This is a genomic window from Hymenobacter bucti, assembly GCF_042681145.1.
Taxonomy (GTDB): domain Bacteria; phylum Bacteroidota; class Bacteroidia; order Cytophagales; family Hymenobacteraceae; genus Hymenobacter; species Hymenobacter bucti.
The window spans coordinates 1,097,130-1,111,552 of sequence record NZ_JBHUFD010000018.1; the positions used below are offsets into that span (position 1 = coordinate 1,097,130).

General features: G+C 64.2%; 13 protein-coding genes. 8 read left to right on the plus strand and 5 right to left on the minus strand.

Features of this window, described 5'->3' with window-relative positions:
• The first annotated feature begins 34 nt into the window (after positions 1-34).
• A complete protein-coding gene (locus tag ACFSDX_RS23630; protein ID WP_382318136.1) occupies positions 35-793 on the plus strand; it encodes a hypothetical protein in 759 nt (252 codons plus the stop codon).
• Between the two features lie 46 nt (positions 794-839).
• Here the strand turns inward: ACFSDX_RS23630 and ACFSDX_RS23635 are convergent, their stop codons facing one another.
• Complete coding sequence (locus ACFSDX_RS23635) at positions 840-2,201, minus strand: sensor histidine kinase (protein ID WP_382318138.1); 1,362 nt, start codon at positions 2,199-2,201, stop codon at positions 840-842.
• 188 nt (positions 2,202-2,389) lie between these two features.
• Positions 2,390-3,076, minus strand: coding sequence for a response regulator transcription factor (locus ACFSDX_RS23640; RefSeq protein ID WP_382318140.1), 687 nt, complete (start codon positions 3,074-3,076; stop codon positions 2,390-2,392).
• A gap of 174 nt (positions 3,077-3,250) precedes the next feature.
• Here ACFSDX_RS23640 and ACFSDX_RS23645 point away from each other — a divergent pair, with 174 nt between their 5' ends.
• The 3 genes from ACFSDX_RS23645 (at position 3,251) to ACFSDX_RS23655 (ending at position 6,497) form a co-directional block, all read left to right on the plus strand.
• A complete protein-coding gene (locus ACFSDX_RS23645) occupies positions 3,251-3,796 on the plus strand; it encodes a histidine phosphatase family protein (RefSeq protein ID WP_382318142.1) in 546 nt (181 codons plus the stop codon).
• 16 nt (positions 3,797-3,812) lie between these two features.
• Entirely contained in the window at positions 3,813-5,027 is a 1,215-nt protein-coding gene (locus ACFSDX_RS23650) for a hypothetical protein (RefSeq protein WP_382318144.1), read from the plus strand.
• Between the two features lie 63 nt (positions 5,028-5,090).
• Positions 5,091-6,497 carry a M20/M25/M40 family metallo-hydrolase gene (locus ACFSDX_RS23655; RefSeq protein ID WP_382318146.1) on the plus strand — a complete coding sequence of 469 codons (1,407 nt, stop codon included), beginning with the start codon at positions 5,091-5,093 and terminating at the stop codon, positions 6,495-6,497.
• A gap of 192 nt (positions 6,498-6,689) precedes the next feature.
• Here the strand turns inward: ACFSDX_RS23655 and ACFSDX_RS23660 are convergent, their stop codons facing one another.
• The gene (locus ACFSDX_RS23660) at positions 6,690-7,493 is read right to left on the minus strand and encodes an OmpA family protein (RefSeq protein WP_382318147.1); all 804 of its coding nucleotides are present in this window, start codon (positions 7,491-7,493) and stop codon (positions 6,690-6,692) included.
• A 186-nt stretch (positions 7,494-7,679) separates the two neighbouring features.
• On the opposite strand from ACFSDX_RS23660, the gene ACFSDX_RS23665 reads away from it, so the two are divergent.
• The 3 genes from ACFSDX_RS23665 (at position 7,680) to ACFSDX_RS23675 (ending at position 11,259) form a co-directional block, all read left to right on the plus strand.
• Entirely contained in the window at positions 7,680-9,545 is a 1,866-nt protein-coding gene (locus ACFSDX_RS23665) for a S8 family serine peptidase (protein ID WP_382318149.1), read from the plus strand.
• A 291-nt stretch (positions 9,546-9,836) separates the two neighbouring features.
• Positions 9,837-10,559, plus strand: coding sequence for a hypothetical protein (locus tag ACFSDX_RS23670; protein ID WP_382318151.1), 723 nt, complete (start codon positions 9,837-9,839; stop codon positions 10,557-10,559).
• A gap of 94 nt (positions 10,560-10,653) precedes the next feature.
• Positions 10,654-11,259 (plus strand): hypothetical protein, encoded by a 606-nt coding sequence (locus tag ACFSDX_RS23675; RefSeq protein ID WP_382318153.1) that lies wholly within the window; start codon positions 10,654-10,656, stop codon positions 11,257-11,259.
• 135 nt (positions 11,260-11,394) lie between these two features.
• Here the strand turns inward: ACFSDX_RS23675 and ACFSDX_RS23680 are convergent, their stop codons facing one another.
• The gene (locus ACFSDX_RS23680; protein ID WP_382318155.1) at positions 11,395-11,805 is read right to left on the minus strand and encodes a VOC family protein; all 411 of its coding nucleotides are present in this window, start codon (positions 11,803-11,805) and stop codon (positions 11,395-11,397) included.
• Positions 11,806-12,021: 216 nt separating this feature from the next.
• The gene (locus tag ACFSDX_RS23685; protein ID WP_382318158.1) at positions 12,022-13,386 is read right to left on the minus strand and encodes a peptidoglycan DD-metalloendopeptidase family protein; all 1,365 of its coding nucleotides are present in this window, start codon (positions 13,384-13,386) and stop codon (positions 12,022-12,024) included.
• A gap of 153 nt (positions 13,387-13,539) precedes the next feature.
• Between ACFSDX_RS23685 and ACFSDX_RS23690 the strand changes: the two genes are divergently transcribed.
• Complete coding sequence (locus ACFSDX_RS23690) at positions 13,540-14,367, plus strand: hydroxymethylglutaryl-CoA lyase (RefSeq protein WP_382318230.1); 828 nt, start codon at positions 13,540-13,542, stop codon at positions 14,365-14,367.
• The last annotated feature ends 56 nt before the right edge of the window (positions 14,368-14,423 follow it).

Consider the following 14,423-nt stretch of genomic DNA (forward strand, 5'->3'; position numbering starts at 1 on the left):
GCATTGTGTTTGCATCCTAATCAAAATCCAGAAAATGAAAAAGGCATTACCTAGTAAGCTGCTTGATGTAAAAAAGGAGCTGGATAATGAGCTGGTAGTTTCTTATCTAACTCTAAGAAATTTCATTGGCTTCAGTGGAATGCTATTGCTAATTATCTTAATATTGACCACAGCAAGAGGTAGTAATGATAAATTTATTGAATCATCAATTAGTGAATATTACTACACTACAAACGGAGATGTTTTTGTGGTATTGCTAAGTGTACTAGGGGTATTTCTTTTGACCTATAACGGTTATAGCGTGGCTGAAAGGGCATTAACAATTCTGGCAGCTATTTGTAGCATCGGAGTTGCTTTTAGCCCAACTGCTACGGAGGAAGGAAATTCTATGAGTATTCATAAAATTTATAAACAAGTGCCCGAGTGGTTTGGGATAGAAAGGCATGTCGTGTTGGCAGCAACTTTCTTCTTATGCATCGCGCTTATCTCACTTATTTATTTCCCGAAAACCAATCAGGCGCATCTTATTAGTTATGATGGGAAGAAGACTTCTAAAGCAAAAAGAAATACAGTTTATAAGATTTGTGGTTGGGTAATACTGCTTATGATGCTTTTGTTAATTATTAATTTTGTTAAAAAACCATTCCCTACTATTCCTGTTACTTTTATTCTGGAAGCTATCGCACTAGAGGCATTTGGCTTCTCCTGGATTACAAAAGGCCAAACCCTTTGGCATGATGGAGAACATTATCTTACAAAAGGCCTTAACGAAATTAAGGCAAGTGTGAAGTGATATTATTCGTGCTTTGTATCAAAGTATTACTGTCAAGCTGCTTTCCTTACCCCGCAAAATCCACCACGAATGCCGTGCCCTTACCTAGTTCCGACTCGGCCCGGAGCTCGGCGTGGTGAAACTGCGCAATAGTTTGCGCGATGGGCAGGCCCAGGCCGTAGCCCTCGGGTGCCTTGGGGCCGGTGGCGTGGAAGCGCCGGAAGCGGTCGAAGAGCAGCGGCACGTTGTCGGGCGCGATGCCGGGGCCCTGGTCTTCCACGCGCAACTCGTAGCCGCCGCTGGGGCGCGGGCGGCCCAGCACCCGTATCTGGCCGCCCTCGTGGTTGTATTTGATGGCGTTGCTGAGTAGGTTGCGCAGCAGCGTGTGCAGGAGCGTGGCGTTGGCCTGGGGCACCACGTAGTCGGGGGTAAGGTCGATGTGCAGCGATATTTCGCGCTGCTGGCGGCGGTCGTCGAGCTCCTCGGTCACGTCGGCTACGGTTTGGCGCAGGCTCACGCTGGCATCGCGCAGGTACTGGTCGTTTTCGATGTTGGCGATGAGCAGCAGCGTGCGCACGGTGTTGCGCAGGCGGTAGAGCGTGCGCTGGCTTTCCACTATCTGGCGGGCGTGGGGCTCGGGCAGGGTAGGGTCTTGCAGCATGTTCTCGAAACGCGATTGCAGGATGCTGGTGGGCGTGAGCAGCTCGTGGCTCACGTTGCTCATAAACTCGCGCTCTTTCTCAAAGGAGGTTTGCAGCTGCCGCATGAGGGCCGAGAGCGAGTCGTCGAGCCGCCGAAAGTCGGTGGTGTCGGTGTGCAGGCGCTCAAACGAGAACTCGCCCGGTTGCCGGATGCCCCGCAGCTTGCGCGAAATGAGCTCGCGCAGCGGCCGCAGCAAGTAGTGGGCAAAGGCAGCGTCGGTAAACACGGTGAGCGCCGCACCCGCCACCAGCACCCACAGCGCGAGGCTACGCAGGGTGTCGGTCAGCAGCTCCACAGTGCCCAGCGACGAGCCGATTTCGAGGCGGTAGCGGCGGGACGAGTTTTCGCCCGCCGCGCCGCCGAGCGGAGCCGCGCAGCTCAGAATGCGGAAGTCCTCCACCTCCTTGCCCACCTGCCGGGGCTCCTCAAAAATGCGCTCCGTGGCCGCACCCACCGCGCTGCCCGGCCCTAGGGGCGTGATGGTGATGTATTCCTGCTTGAGAATATTATAGTCAGCGTACGTTTCGTCGTGCTCTTCGCGCAGAAACGTGGCCAGGCCATCGCGGGCAATGAGGCTCAGCACCTCGCTCTTCTTCTCGCGCAGGCGCTCGTCGGTGTGCAGCACCGCCACCCGCTGCACCACGGGCGGAATCAGGAGCACCCCCAGCACCACCAGCAGCAGCTTGGAGAGGCCGTTGAAGAGGCCCAGCTTAGTTTCAAGTCTCATCTAGCAGAAGGAATAAAAGGCTAAAATAAAACCGTCATGCTGAGCGCAGCGCAGCGGAGCTGAAGCATCTTGCTCGCTTTAGTGGGTTACTAACCCAAACGCGACCTACCAAGATGCTTCGGCTCCGCTGCGCTGCGCTCAGCATGACGGATATTTTTCTGGTTGCTTATCGTTAGCTACCCTAGGTATTACACCGCCCGGTAGCCGATGCCGCGCACGGTTTCGATGAAGTCGGCCGAGCCGAACTGGGCCAGCTTTTTGCGCACGTTTTTGATGTGCACGTCGATGTAGTTCGAGTCTGAGTCGTCTTCTAGCACGTTGCCCCACAGGTGCTCGCCGAGCTGCAAGCGCGTGAGCACCCGGCTCTTGTGCAGCAGCAAGTAATGCAGCAGGTCAAATTCCTTCTTGGTGAGCGGCACCTCGGGCGAGTCGGGCGCGCCGTGGCGCACGGTGCGGGCGGTCACGTCCATCACGAAGCCGTCGCCGAAAGTGATTTCTGAGCGCTTCAGGCCAAACTTGCGGCGCGTGATGGCCTGCATGCGGCTCGTGAGCTCGAGCAGCGAGAAGGGCTTGGGCAGGTAGTCGTCGGCCCCGAGGTCGAGGCCCTTGATGCGGTCGTCGAGGTCGCCGCGCGCAGTCAAAATAATGAAGGACGCCTCCTGCTTTTCGTTGCGGCGCGACTCGCGCAGCAGCTCCAGGCCATCGCCGCCGGGCAGGCCTAGGTCGAGCAGTACGAAGTCGTAGGAATTGACGTACAGCTTCTCCGAGGCTTCGGTGAAGGTGTAGGCCGAATCGACCAGGTACTGGGCTTGCTGTAGAAACTGCCGCACCTCCTGGTGCAGGCTTTTTTCGTCTTCAACTAGCAGAACGTGCATGGTATCGGGGAGGGTGAAAGGTTAAGGTACCACAACATACGGCACGCTGCGTTAAGGGAAAGATGAAGATTGGCTGTTGGTTTGATGAAGATACTTATTTGCAGCTACCCATAGGCCGATTGCGTACCTAGGTAATAATCTACCGGCTTCTCTTACGCAACCAACTGCAAGCGAATGAAAACGAAACTATTGAGCGTGCTCCTGGGCTTCCTGTTGCTCGGCGCCTGGCAGCCGGCGCTGGCCGGCCCGCCCACCACCATTTACCTGGTGCGCCACGCCGAAAAAGACCTCACGCCCGGCCTCGCTGACCCGCCCCTGACGCCCGCCGGCGAGGCCCGCGCCCAGCAGCTGGCCCGCCTGCTGGCCAAGCACCACCCGGCCGCCCTGTTCACCACCGACACGCGCCGCACCCGCGCCACCCTGGCTCCGCTGGCCCAGGCCACTGGCCGCACGCTCGAGGTATATGATGCTAAAAACCAGGCTGCGCTGTCCGCCCGCCTCAGCCAGGAGTTTGGGGGTAAAACGGTGGTGGTAGTGGGCCACTCCAACACGCTGCTGCCGTTGCTGACGGCCCTAGGCGTGGCCCCGCTGCCCGGCGAAATCCGCGACGAGGAATACAACTACCTCTTCAAAGTGAAGCTGCGCCAGGGCCAGCCGGCCCGCCTGGTAATGAGCCGCTACGGCGCTGCCCCGCAGGCCGCGAGTGCCAATAAAATGTAGTAAAGTTGCTGCTTTTGTGAGTAGTAAATTCTGTAAAAACCACCTGGTGCCGCTCGCCGGCCGGGTTATCGCGGGGCTTCTGGCGCTGAGCGGCTGCCAGCCAAACACCACCCCCAAAGCGGAGGTAGCAACGGCCCAAAAACGAGTGGCGGCTCTGCCCGCCCGGCCAGTTGCCGCGGTAGTTGCGGCCCCATCCTTCGTGGGCTACCACCGCTACCGGGGCACGGTGGGCACCCAGCCCGTTATCCTGGAGCTGCTGGTTGATGCCAGCCAGAACTTTGGTTCTAAGGGCCTGCGCTGCGAAGGCAAGTACTTCTACGAGCGGCGGACCGGCGGCGACCTTGTGCTTAAGGCGCCCGCGCCCTACCGGCCCGGCCAGCCGCTGCACCTGCTCGAAGACCCCACCGGCACCTGGCAGGCCACCCAGCCGCTGGGCCCCGTGCTCTCGGGCACCTGGACGAGCCGGGCCGGCCGCCGCCTGCCCTTCGCGCTACGCGAAGACTACCAGGACGCCGTGCGCTACGAAACCCTGACCCACGCCGCCCGCGGCCCCGCCTGCTCGCCCGAGTATAGGGAATACGCCGCCTGGCGGCCCTTTGCCGAACTGACCCAGGAATTTCTGCACCTGCTGGGCCCCGACACCCTGCGCCCGGCCCTGCGCCGCCTGCAATGCCCGCCACCCGCTCGCCGCCGCGCCCGCACGCGGGCCGCCGCCCGCCAGCTCGACTGTGCCGATGCCGCCCGAAGCATCGGGCAGTCATTCAACGCGTATGGCCTGCTGGCCATCAAAGAGGGGGAGTACGTGAACGAGTACAACGGCAGCCGCCCCCACGCGGAGGACCGGGCGCGCCTCTACGACCTGCGCGCCGGCCGCTGGCTAACCCTGGCCGAGCTACTGCGCCCCGAAGCCGACTCGCTGCGCTTGCTTGAGCAGCTGGTGAGCCGGCACCTGGTCAACAACCAGGATACCAACCTGGAAGCCCAGGGCCGGCCAGATTTTTACTGGCAGCCGGGCGATTCGACCATCGTGGCGCTGCCCCGAAGCGGGGTCGGCTTTACTAGCCAAGGCCTTGTTCTGCTCTATGAGCCGGGGGAGGTATCCTATGGGCCCGCCGGCCCGGTCGAGGTCTACCTGTCCTACCCCGAGCTGCTGCCCCTGCTGCGTCCCGCCTCGCCGGTAGCCCGGATGCTGCGCGAGCGCGGTTTATGGCGCGATGGCCAGAAACAGTAGGAATAAAAGCCACTAGCCTGGTACTTTTGGCCGACTGCGTTTTCTGCCGCCTTATTTTTCCTTATGCGTCTACTTTCCTCCCTACTGCTAGCTGGCCTGCTGGCGGGCGGCCTTACCACCGCCCAGGCCCAAACGGCGCCTGCCTCTTTTAAAACCGACTCGCTGACCCTGCGCAAAATCTACGACGAGGCCTTGCTGCGCGGCCAGAGCTACGAAAACCTGCGCTATCTCTGCGAAAAAATCGGTGGGCGCCTGGCGGGCTCGCCCCAAGCGGCGCAGGCCGTAGCCTGGGGCAAGCTGACCATGGAAAAGGCCGGCTGCTTCGATAAAGTGTACTTGCAGGAGTGCCAGGTGCCGCACTGGGTGCGCGGCGCCAAGGAGAAAGGCGAAATCGTGGGCAACAAAGGCAAGCGCATCAGCGTCGCCGTGTGCGCCCTGGGGGGCTCGGTGGGCACCGGCGGTAAGCTGCGCGCCGGCGTGGTAGAAGTCAAAAGCCTAGCCGAGTTCAAAGCCCTGCCCGACGCGGCCGTGCGGGGCAAGTTCATCTTCTTCAACCGGCCCTTCGACGATGCCCTCATCGAGCCCGGCGCGGCCTACGGCGGCGCCGGCGACCAGCGCCGCAGCGGCCCCGCCGAGGCCGGCCGCCGCGGCGCCGTGGGCGCCCTGGTGCGCTCGCTCACCAGCGCCCACGACAACTACCCCCACACCGGCGCCACCGCCTACGGCGACACGCCCACCAAGGTGCCCGGCGCCGCCCTCAGCACGATGGCCGCTGACCAACTCAGCCAGCTCTTGAAGGCTGACCCCAGCTTGCAGTTTGAGCTGGAAATGAGCTGCCAGACCCTGCCCGACGTGACCAGCTACAACGTGGTGGGGGAGGTGCGCGGCTCCAAATATCCCGACCAGTTCATCACCGTGGGCGGCCACCTCGACTCGTGGGACCTCGCCCAGGGCGCCCACGACGATGGCACCGGCATCGTGCAAAGCATCGAAGCCGTGCGCCTGCTCAAGGCCGCCGGCCTGCGTCCCGAGCGCACGGTGCGCGCCGTGCTTTTTATGAATGAGGAGAACGGCACCCGCGGCGGCAACAAGTACGCCGACCTGGCCAAGCAGAACAACGAAACCCACGTGGCCGCCATCGAGAGCGACGGCGGCGGCTTCACGCCCCGCGGCTTCAACGTGGAGTCAACCCCCGCCGTATTCAAAAAAGTGGCCGCCTGGGCCCCGTTGCTGGCGCCCTATCACGCCGATAAGCTAACGCCCGGCCATTCGGGCACCGATATCGAGCCGCTAGTAGCCGCCGTGCACCCCACCGCCCTCTTCGGCTACGACTGCGACTCGCAGCGCTACTTCGACCTGCACCACACCGCCGCCGACACCTTCGACAAAGTAAACCGCCGCGAACTAGAGCTAGGCGGCGCCAGCATGGCCGCCCTCATCTACCTCCTAGCCAAGTACAACCTCCAATAAATCGCAGATTTAACGGATGGCGCAGATACGCCCGCCTGCGGCGGGCTGACGATGCGAACGCAGGAGCGGCTGCGCCGGCTCTCTTTAGCGGCTGCGCCGGCTCTCTCTACAAGCTAGCCGAAGGCTGCTCTGCGTTCGCATCGTCAGCCCGCCGCAGGCGGGCGTATCTGCGCCATCCGTTAAATCTGCGATTTATTGGGTGTTTAGGATGGAGAAGAGCTCGTCGAGCTTGGGCGTTAGGATGATGTCGGTGCGGCGGTTGAGGGCCTTGTTTCGGGGCGTGTCGTTGGCGGCTACGGGCAGGAACTGGCCTTTGCCGGAGGCGGTGATTTGCTCAGGCGCGATGCCGGCGGAGGTGAGCAGGCGCGTGATTTCAGTGGCGCGCAGCACGCTCAGGTCCCAGTTGTCCTTGGCACCGTTCACCGTGCCTTTGATGGGTACATTGTCGGTGTGGCCCTCGATGAGCACGTTGATATCCTTGTTGCCGGTGAGGGCGTTGGCCAGCTTCAGCAGGGCATCCTGGCCGGCGGGGTCTACTTTGGTCGAGCCCGATTTGAAAAGTAATTGCTCGGAGAGCGACACGTAGACCTTGCCGTTCTTCACGTTCACTTGCAGGTCATTGGAGTTGAAGCCCAGCAGCGCGTCGCTCACCTTCTGGCGCAGCGCCTTGGTGGCAGCGTCTTTCTCATCCAAGATGCGCTGCATCTCGGCGATGCGGGCATTCTTGCCGGCCAGGTCCTGCTCGGTGGTACCTAGGGCCTGGTTGAGCTGGGTTACCTGTTGGTCCTTGTTCAGCAGGCTGTTGTTGAGGCTGGCCTCGCTGCGGGTCTTATCTTGCTGCAACGCCGATTTTTCGAGTTGAAGCTGGTCGCGCGACTTGGTGAGGTCGGCGTTTTGCTGCTGCAAGAGGGCAATTTCCTTTTTATTGCAGCCGGGCAAAACGAGGAGCGAGGCGGCCAGCACCGTGGCCGGGGCGAAAGCGGGAAGCTTAAACATACGCAAAAAGCAAAAAAAAGCAGCCTTAGCCAGTCGGCTAAGGTCGAGGCTTACAAACGATGCGACCGCGCGAGGGGTTACCAGGCGGGGCCGGGTGCACCTAGGAGCGCGGCGGCGGGGTACTTTTGCCCCGGCGGCCTCGGCTCCCTGGTCTCGCGGGGCCGTTGACACATCTCTTCTAGAGCTATGCGAATAAGAGTGAGCGGCTACTGGCCGCTAATAGGGTGGCTGAGCCTGCTGCCGCTGGCCCTGGCGGCGCGGGCGGTGGGCCCCGCGCCCAGCCCTCCGGCGCCCGGGCGCTACTGGGTCAGCTTTGCCGACAAGGCGGGCGTGGCCTTCGACCCGGCCACGTACTTCAGCCCGGCCGCGCAGGCGCGGCGGCAGCGCCAGGGCCTACCTGCCTACGAAGCCTCCGACCTGCCCGTGCGGCCCGACTACCTAGGGCGAGTGCAGGCGGGCTGCGATACCGTTACCCTCGTTAGCCGCTGGTTTAATGCTGCGGCTTGCCGGGCCACGCCCGCTCAGGCCGCTGCGCTGCGGCAGCTGCCGGGCGTGCGGCGCGTGGTGCGCTGGCCCGAGGCCGCCGCGCCCGCCGCGCTGGCCGCCCGGCCCGCCGCCACCCCGCCGCCCGGCCGGCGGGAAGAAATCAGTGCCAATGACTACCTGCTGGCGCGCCAGCAAACGGCCGTGCTGGGCCGAGCCGCCTTCGGGCGGGCGGGCCTCACGGGCCGAGGCGTGCGCATCGCGGTGTTTGATGTGGGCTACAACGGCGTGCCAACCCACCCCGCGTTTGCGGCGCTGCGGCGCGAAAAGCGCATTGCGGCCACCTACGATTTCCTAAAAAACCGTCCCGACGTGTTTCACAGCGGCTCGCACGGCACCGAGGTGCTAGGCTGCCTGGCCGGCCGCCTACCCGGCCGCGCCGAAGTGGCCGCCGATAGCTTGGCGCCCGGCCCGGCCCTGGGGCTGGCGCCCGACGCCACCTACCTACTGGCCCGTACCGAAAGCCTGGGCCGCGAGCGCATCGGCGAGGAAGAAGCCTGGTTGAAAGCCGCCGAGTGGGCCGACCGCGAAGGCGCCGACATCATCAGCTCGTCGTTGGCCTACACCGCGCAGCGCTATTTTCCCGAGTGGATGGATGGCCGCCACTCGCTCATCGGGCGGGCGGCCAATATCGCGGCCCGCAAGGGCCTGCTGGTGGTGAGTGCGGCCGGTAACGACGGCGACGACGACTGGGGCCGCATCGGCACGCCCGCCGATGCCGACTCGGCGCTGGCTGTGGGCGGCCTCGACCCCGCCACCGGCCTGCACGTGGCTTTCAGCTCGACCGGCCCTAGCGCCGACCGCCGCCTCAAGCCCGACGTGTCGGCCTTTGGCATCGTGCTCACCACCACGCCCGGCGGCTACGAGCGCCTGGAAGGCACCTCGTTTTCGGCGCCGCTGGTGGCCGGCTTTGCCGCCTGCGTGTGGCAGCAGCAGCGCCGCCTGGGGGCCATGGAGGTGTTTCGGCAGGTGCGGGCTTCGGCCGAGCTGTACCCGTACTACGACTACGCCCACGGCTACGGCCAGCCGCGCGCCGAGTATTTCACGGCGCCCGCGGCGGCCAAGGTCAAGGAGCCCACGTTTGATTTCGTAGCCCACGACTCGCTGGTGGTGGTGGTGCTGCGGCCCGCCGCCACGCTACCCACCGCCCGGCCGCTGCCCCTGCTCACCGACCCCGACGAGGCGGGCCTAGCCTGGCTGGCGGCCCTAGGTCCCGCTGCGGGTGCGTCCGCGGCCAAGACCCTTGCCCCCTCTGCCGCCGCGCCCCCCGATGCGGCGCCCGTGGGCCAGGAAAAGCCCACCACCGACGACAATGCCCCGCTGCCCCCGGCCGCCTACCCCCCGCGTCTCTACTGGCACCTGTCCAACCGCCGGGGCGTGCTGCACCGCTACGAGGTGCGCGCCGTGGCCCAGCGGGTGGTGCTGCAGCTGCCGCGCCGCCTGCTGCGCAGCGGCAGCGTGCTGCGCGTTCATTACCAGGGGTATACTGGCGAGTATGTCGAAAAATAACGGTCGGGCTGCAACCGCCAGCGTCACAATCAGACTCTTGTGAGTAGCAGCTTAGCCGGAATATTTAGTATCCTACTCATCCCAGAGCAGTTTTGGCATCAGTAAATAGGCAGGTGTAGAGACGCATCTTTGCGTCTTGCGTTGTTCAGCTCGTCTGACGTGAGACGCAAGGATACGTCTCTACATCCGCCGCCTATACACCGATTTAGAAGCTGCTGTGGGTTGGTTAAACGTTCTGCCGCTCAGCAAGCTCCCGCCCTTCCTTTTCCGAATTCCAGTAAGTTGTTCTGTATGAAAAACAAGTACGCGTGGCTGTTGCTGGCGGGCGCGAGCGGGCTGGGGCCGGTGGCCCGGGCCCAGCAAGTGCTGCTGCACAGTGAAGTGGCCCGCGATACCCTGGCTCCCCGCACGGGCCCCAATCGCCGCTACTTCGGGCATTTTTACCTCAGCTACGGGCTGGTAGCGGGGAGTGGCAGCGCGGGCCTGCCGCTGCGCTACGGCGTAGGCTCGACCGAAGTGCAGCTCGGGGGCCGCCTCAAGCGCCGCTTCACCGACAACCTGGCCCTCACCGCCGACCTGCGCTATGCCTACCTGCGCTACGCGCTGGCCCAGGACGCGGGCCCTAAGGCGGCCCCCTTCGGGCCCCTGCACGATACCGAAACCCTAACCTACCATCAGCTACAGGGCGAGCTGGGCCTGCGGCTCAACACCGGCCTGCGCCCGCGGGGCAACGTGATGGGCACCTACCTCGACCTGCTCGGCTACGGTGGCCCCGCCCTGGCGGCCAACCACACCACCAGCGACGAAACCCCCACCCAGGGCCGCCTCGAAGCCACCCGGCACCAGCCGCCCTACCTAGGGCGCTGGCTGGGCGGCGTGGGCCTGCGCCTGGGTAGCGGCCCGCTGGCGCTGGTGGGCCGCTACCGCCTCAGCGAGGCCCTGCGGCCGGTAGAAGGCAGCGCGCCGCTGCAGCCGCCGCGCTGGGTTGTGGGCCTGGAAATCGGCTGGTTTTAAAACCTTGGTTAATTCATTTTACGTACATAATTCCGGCGTGGCGGCTCGTGGCGGGGCCTGGGCGGCGCGGTTATTGTTATCCTTCTTCCTACCTATGAAATCGTCGATTGTTACTATCCTTGCCGTGGCGGGTCTGCTCCAACTGGGCACTTCCTGCGTGAATTCGGAGCGCGAAATAGCGACTTCAACCAAGGACCCCCGCAGCGTTTATATTCCGCCCACTAGCGCCGGTCGCCGCGTGAGCGGGGGCACGGTGCTCAACACGGTGCGGGCCAGCCACAGCTTCTCCGACCCCAAAACCAAGGATAACTTCTTGTTGCAGCTGCGCGGGCCGCGCATCCTTACCAGCCGCCTGCACCTCATTGTGCTCACGCCAAAGGGCGATACGCTGCGCCACGAAACGATGCCCGCCCGCGCCCTGCTGCAAGGCACCGAGGCGCAGGGCAGCAAAATGCTGACCGTGCGCGACCAAGAAATAATGATTTTGCGGCGCATGAATGGCTTCTTCAGCGAGGACCACTTCACCAACCTCACCGTATCGGGCACCACCGCCCGGCCCGCCGGCCTCGATGCCAAAGCCTGGGACACCCTGCGGGCCGACCAAACCGCCATCAGCTTCGAATACCCCGGCGCCGCCGGCAATGAGCGTCGCCTGGCCTACTCGCGCCAGCTGGGCCGCGCGGTAGTCCTCAGCGACTAAGCCTAGGCCGCGCGATGAACGAAGAAGCCGGGTCGCCTTATCGATGCATCGATAAGGCGACCCGGCTTTTTGGTGGCCGGCGGATACCTAGGGCGCGGCTTTTAGCCGCTGGTTATCAGTGCTGAAAACGAGCGCTCACAAAATCTGGCAGAATTCCAGCCGCTCGCCATCGGGACCCAGCATATTAAAATACCGGCAGCCGCGCTCCCAAAAGTTCAGGAACATGGGCTGAGGCTCAATGATGGCAAAGCCTTCGTTTTTCAACAGCGCGTAGGTTTCCTCAATGTCGTCCACGTCGAAGGCGATGTGGTCGATGTGCCCATCGGCGCGCTGTTTCACGCGGCTCAGCTCGGGCTCGGGCATTTGGTAGAGCTCGATGATAATATCGCCGCGCTTCATCATCGCCACCTGCCCCTGGCCGCCCTCATGCTCGAAGGCGGCACGCATGGCGGGCTCGAAGCCCAGCTTTGCATAAAAGGCCTGGGAGGCTTGCAAGTCGGTTACCGGCAGGCCGATGTGCTGCAAGCGGTTTATCTTTAAATTCATACGAAGACTACTTTAAGATGCTGGTTGAATGCACAACAAACGCTTGTTCTTCCGAGTCTGGTGAAGTAATCGCACTGGACGTGGCGGCCGCGCGGGTGCAATTTCTTCGCCAGGCTCGCATGGACGAGCGGATTTGGGGTTGTTTTGCTTAACCTAGGCAACTTACAATACAAGTAATTGGGCACGGCGCGCGATGAGTAAGCTCACGGCGCGAAATTAAATCCGGGCCCAGCCTTCTAGGCCGGCGGGGCCGCGCACGAGCACGTAGCCCGCCGAGCGGCCCAGCACCGCCACGGGGGTGCGGGCGGGCCAGGCAGCCACGGCGGCCGCTACGGCGGCGGGCTGCGTTTGCACCTCAATTTCGGTGGGCAGCAGCAGTTTGCGCAGGGGCCGGGCCACGGCTACCGTGCGGGTAGGCACGTAACCGCGGCATCCATCGGGCAGCTCCACGCGCAGGCGCTCGCGCTGCTGACCCAGCACGCGCAGGGGCGTGCTGGCCGTGAGTAGTTCGCCGCGAGCGCCGGCTAGCTTTAGGTAAGTGGGCTTGGCGCTGCGCGGGCGCACCCACTGGCCTAGGTATTCGCCGGCCGCAGCGGGCAGGGCGGCTGGCACTGGGTCGGCGCGGTGCAGGTAGGGCCAGGGGTCTACGGCGCCGCGGCCGCTCTGGTAGATGCCAAAGTGCAGGTGCGGCACGGTGGTGCGGGCGTTGCCGGTGTTGCCGACCAGCCCTAGGGTGTCGCCGGGGCGCACCTGCTGGCCGGCCTGCACCAGCTGGCGGTCGAGGTGGGCGTAGTAGAGGTGCTGGCCGGTGGCGGCATCGCGCAGCCACACCACGCGGCCCCCGATTTTAGTATCATCCACGCGAGTAATAATGCCGGCCGCGGCGGCCACGGCGGGCGTGCCGCGCGGCGCAAAAATATCCACGCCCTCGTGGCGGCGGGCCCCGCCATCGCGCTCGGCGCCCCAGAAGCTGCCCACGGCCTGGTCGCCGCGCCCGCGCACCGGAAAGTTGCTCAGGCTGGGCTCGCGCCACAGGCGCAGGGTGTAGCGCCCGGCCGCCAGCAGCTCGGCCTGCACGCGCAGCAGGTGCTGCCCGCTGGCCTCGATGCGGTAGCGCAGGTCGAGGGTGCCGGCCGTGGTGTCGGTGCTGACCCACTTGAGCAGCGCGGGCGCCTGGCCGGCCTCCAGGGCAAAGGCATCGACAAACACGCGGGACACCGCTACGCCCGGCTGCAAGCTCAGGCGCACGTGCACCTGCTCGCCGGCCAGTACCTGGTAGCGGTAGCTGGCGGCGGTGGGCTGGTCGGCGCGAAAAAAGCCGGTTTCGAGCACCGGCAGCGCTACCACCAGCGAGTCGCGCAGGGCCTGGTCGGCGGCGGCCTGCCAGCGCTGCCCTAGGGCGGCATCGCGCAGGCCGGCCCGGTCGAGGGCGCGGGCGTAATCTTCGTGCGGAGTAGTTTTTTGGAACAGCGTGGTCAGCGTTTGCGAGGTGCTGCAACCACTAAGAACCACCAGCAAAGCCAGTAGCAGGCCGCCGGCCCGGCCACGTAGGCTGGGGGCGGTAGAGAACGAAAAAAGCATAGCCCTCCCAACACGCGCCGCGGCGGGCAAGTTCGGGGCGGCCGGGCCCGGCCGGCCGCGGCGGCGTGGCCTACTTTTGCGGCTCCTTACGCCCCTGGCTTCCCACCCGTGCCCACCTCCTCCCTAGTCCTTACCGAGTGCCCCCGCGACGCCATGCAGGGCCTGGTCGAGTTCATCCCGACGGCCACCAAAACGGCCTACTTGCAGCAGCTGCTGGCGGTGGGCTTCGACGTGCTCGATTTCGGCTCGTTCGTGTCGCCCAAGGCCATTCCGCAGCTGCGCGACACGGCCGAGGTGCTGGCCGGCCTCGACCTGAGCCGGACATCGACCAAGCTGCTGGCCATCGTGGCCAACCTGCGCGGCGCCGAGCAGGCCGTTACTTATCCCGAAATCAGCTACCTAGGGTTTCCATTGTCGGTGAGCGAAACCTTCCAGCGCCGCAATACCAACCAAACCTTGGCTGAGGCCCGCGCCGATGTGGCCGCCATGCACGCCCTCTGCGAGCGCCGCGGCAAAACGCTCGTCGTGTACCTCTCCATGGGCTTCGGCAACCCCTACGGCGACCCTTGGAGCCCAGCGCTGGTGGCCGAGTTCACGGCCGAATTAGCGGCGCTGGGCGTGCGTATCGTGGCCCTGTCCGACACCATCGGGGCGGCCACGCCCGCGCTTATCGCGCCTTTGTTCGAGGAATTAATCCCGGCCTTCCCGCAGCTGGAATTTGGGGCGCACCTGCACACCACGCCCACCACCTGGTACGCCAACGTGCAGGCCGCCCACCGGGCCGGCTGCCGCCGCTTCGACAGCGCCCTAGGAGGCATCGGCGGCTGCCCCATGGCCGCCGATACGCTCACCGGCAACCTGGCCACCGAAAACCTGCTGGCCTTTCTGGCCGCGCAGGGCGAGCCGCTGGGTATTGACGAGGCGGCCTTTCAGCAAGCGCAGGCGCTTAGCCGCGAGGTGTTTGCGCAAATAGTGCCGTAACGCGAACTTTCCAGTTCGCGGGCGAGCGCAGCGAGCAGCTGCGCAAGCGAACGTTT

Excerpts from the sequence above, each read along its gene's own strand:
- ACFSDX_RS23675 (WP_382318153.1), top strand. The coding sequence starts at position 10,654 with ATGAAATCGTCGATTGTTACTATCCTTGCCGTGGCGGGTCTGCTCCAA.
- ACFSDX_RS23690 (WP_382318230.1), top strand. The coding sequence starts at position 13,540 with ATGCAGGGCCTGGTCGAGTTCATCCCGACGGCCACCAAAACGGCCTAC.
- ACFSDX_RS23630 (WP_382318136.1), top strand. The coding sequence starts at position 35 with ATGAAAAAGGCATTACCTAGTAAGCTGCTTGATGTAAAAAAGGAGCTG.
- ACFSDX_RS23670 (WP_382318151.1), top strand. The coding sequence starts at position 9,837 with ATGAAAAACAAGTACGCGTGGCTGTTGCTGGCGGGCGCGAGCGGGCTG.
- ACFSDX_RS23660 (WP_382318147.1), bottom strand. The coding sequence starts at position 7,493 with ATGTTTAAGCTTCCCGCTTTCGCCCCGGCCACGGTGCTGGCCGCCTCG.
- ACFSDX_RS23685 (WP_382318158.1), bottom strand. The coding sequence starts at position 13,386 with ATGCTTTTTTCGTTCTCTACCGCCCCCAGCCTACGTGGCCGGGCCGGC.
- ACFSDX_RS23635 (WP_382318138.1), bottom strand. The coding sequence starts at position 2,201 with ATGAGACTTGAAACTAAGCTGGGCCTCTTCAACGGCCTCTCCAAGCTG.
- ACFSDX_RS23640 (WP_382318140.1), bottom strand. The coding sequence starts at position 3,076 with ATGCACGTTCTGCTAGTTGAAGACGAAAAAAGCCTGCACCAGGAGGTG.
- ACFSDX_RS23680 (WP_382318155.1), bottom strand. The coding sequence starts at position 11,805 with ATGAATTTAAAGATAAACCGCTTGCAGCACATCGGCCTGCCGGTAACC.
- ACFSDX_RS23645 (WP_382318142.1), top strand. The coding sequence starts at position 3,251 with ATGAAAACGAAACTATTGAGCGTGCTCCTGGGCTTCCTGTTGCTCGGC.
- ACFSDX_RS23655 (WP_382318146.1), top strand. The coding sequence starts at position 5,091 with ATGCGTCTACTTTCCTCCCTACTGCTAGCTGGCCTGCTGGCGGGCGGC.
- ACFSDX_RS23665 (WP_382318149.1), top strand. The coding sequence starts at position 7,680 with ATGCGAATAAGAGTGAGCGGCTACTGGCCGCTAATAGGGTGGCTGAGC.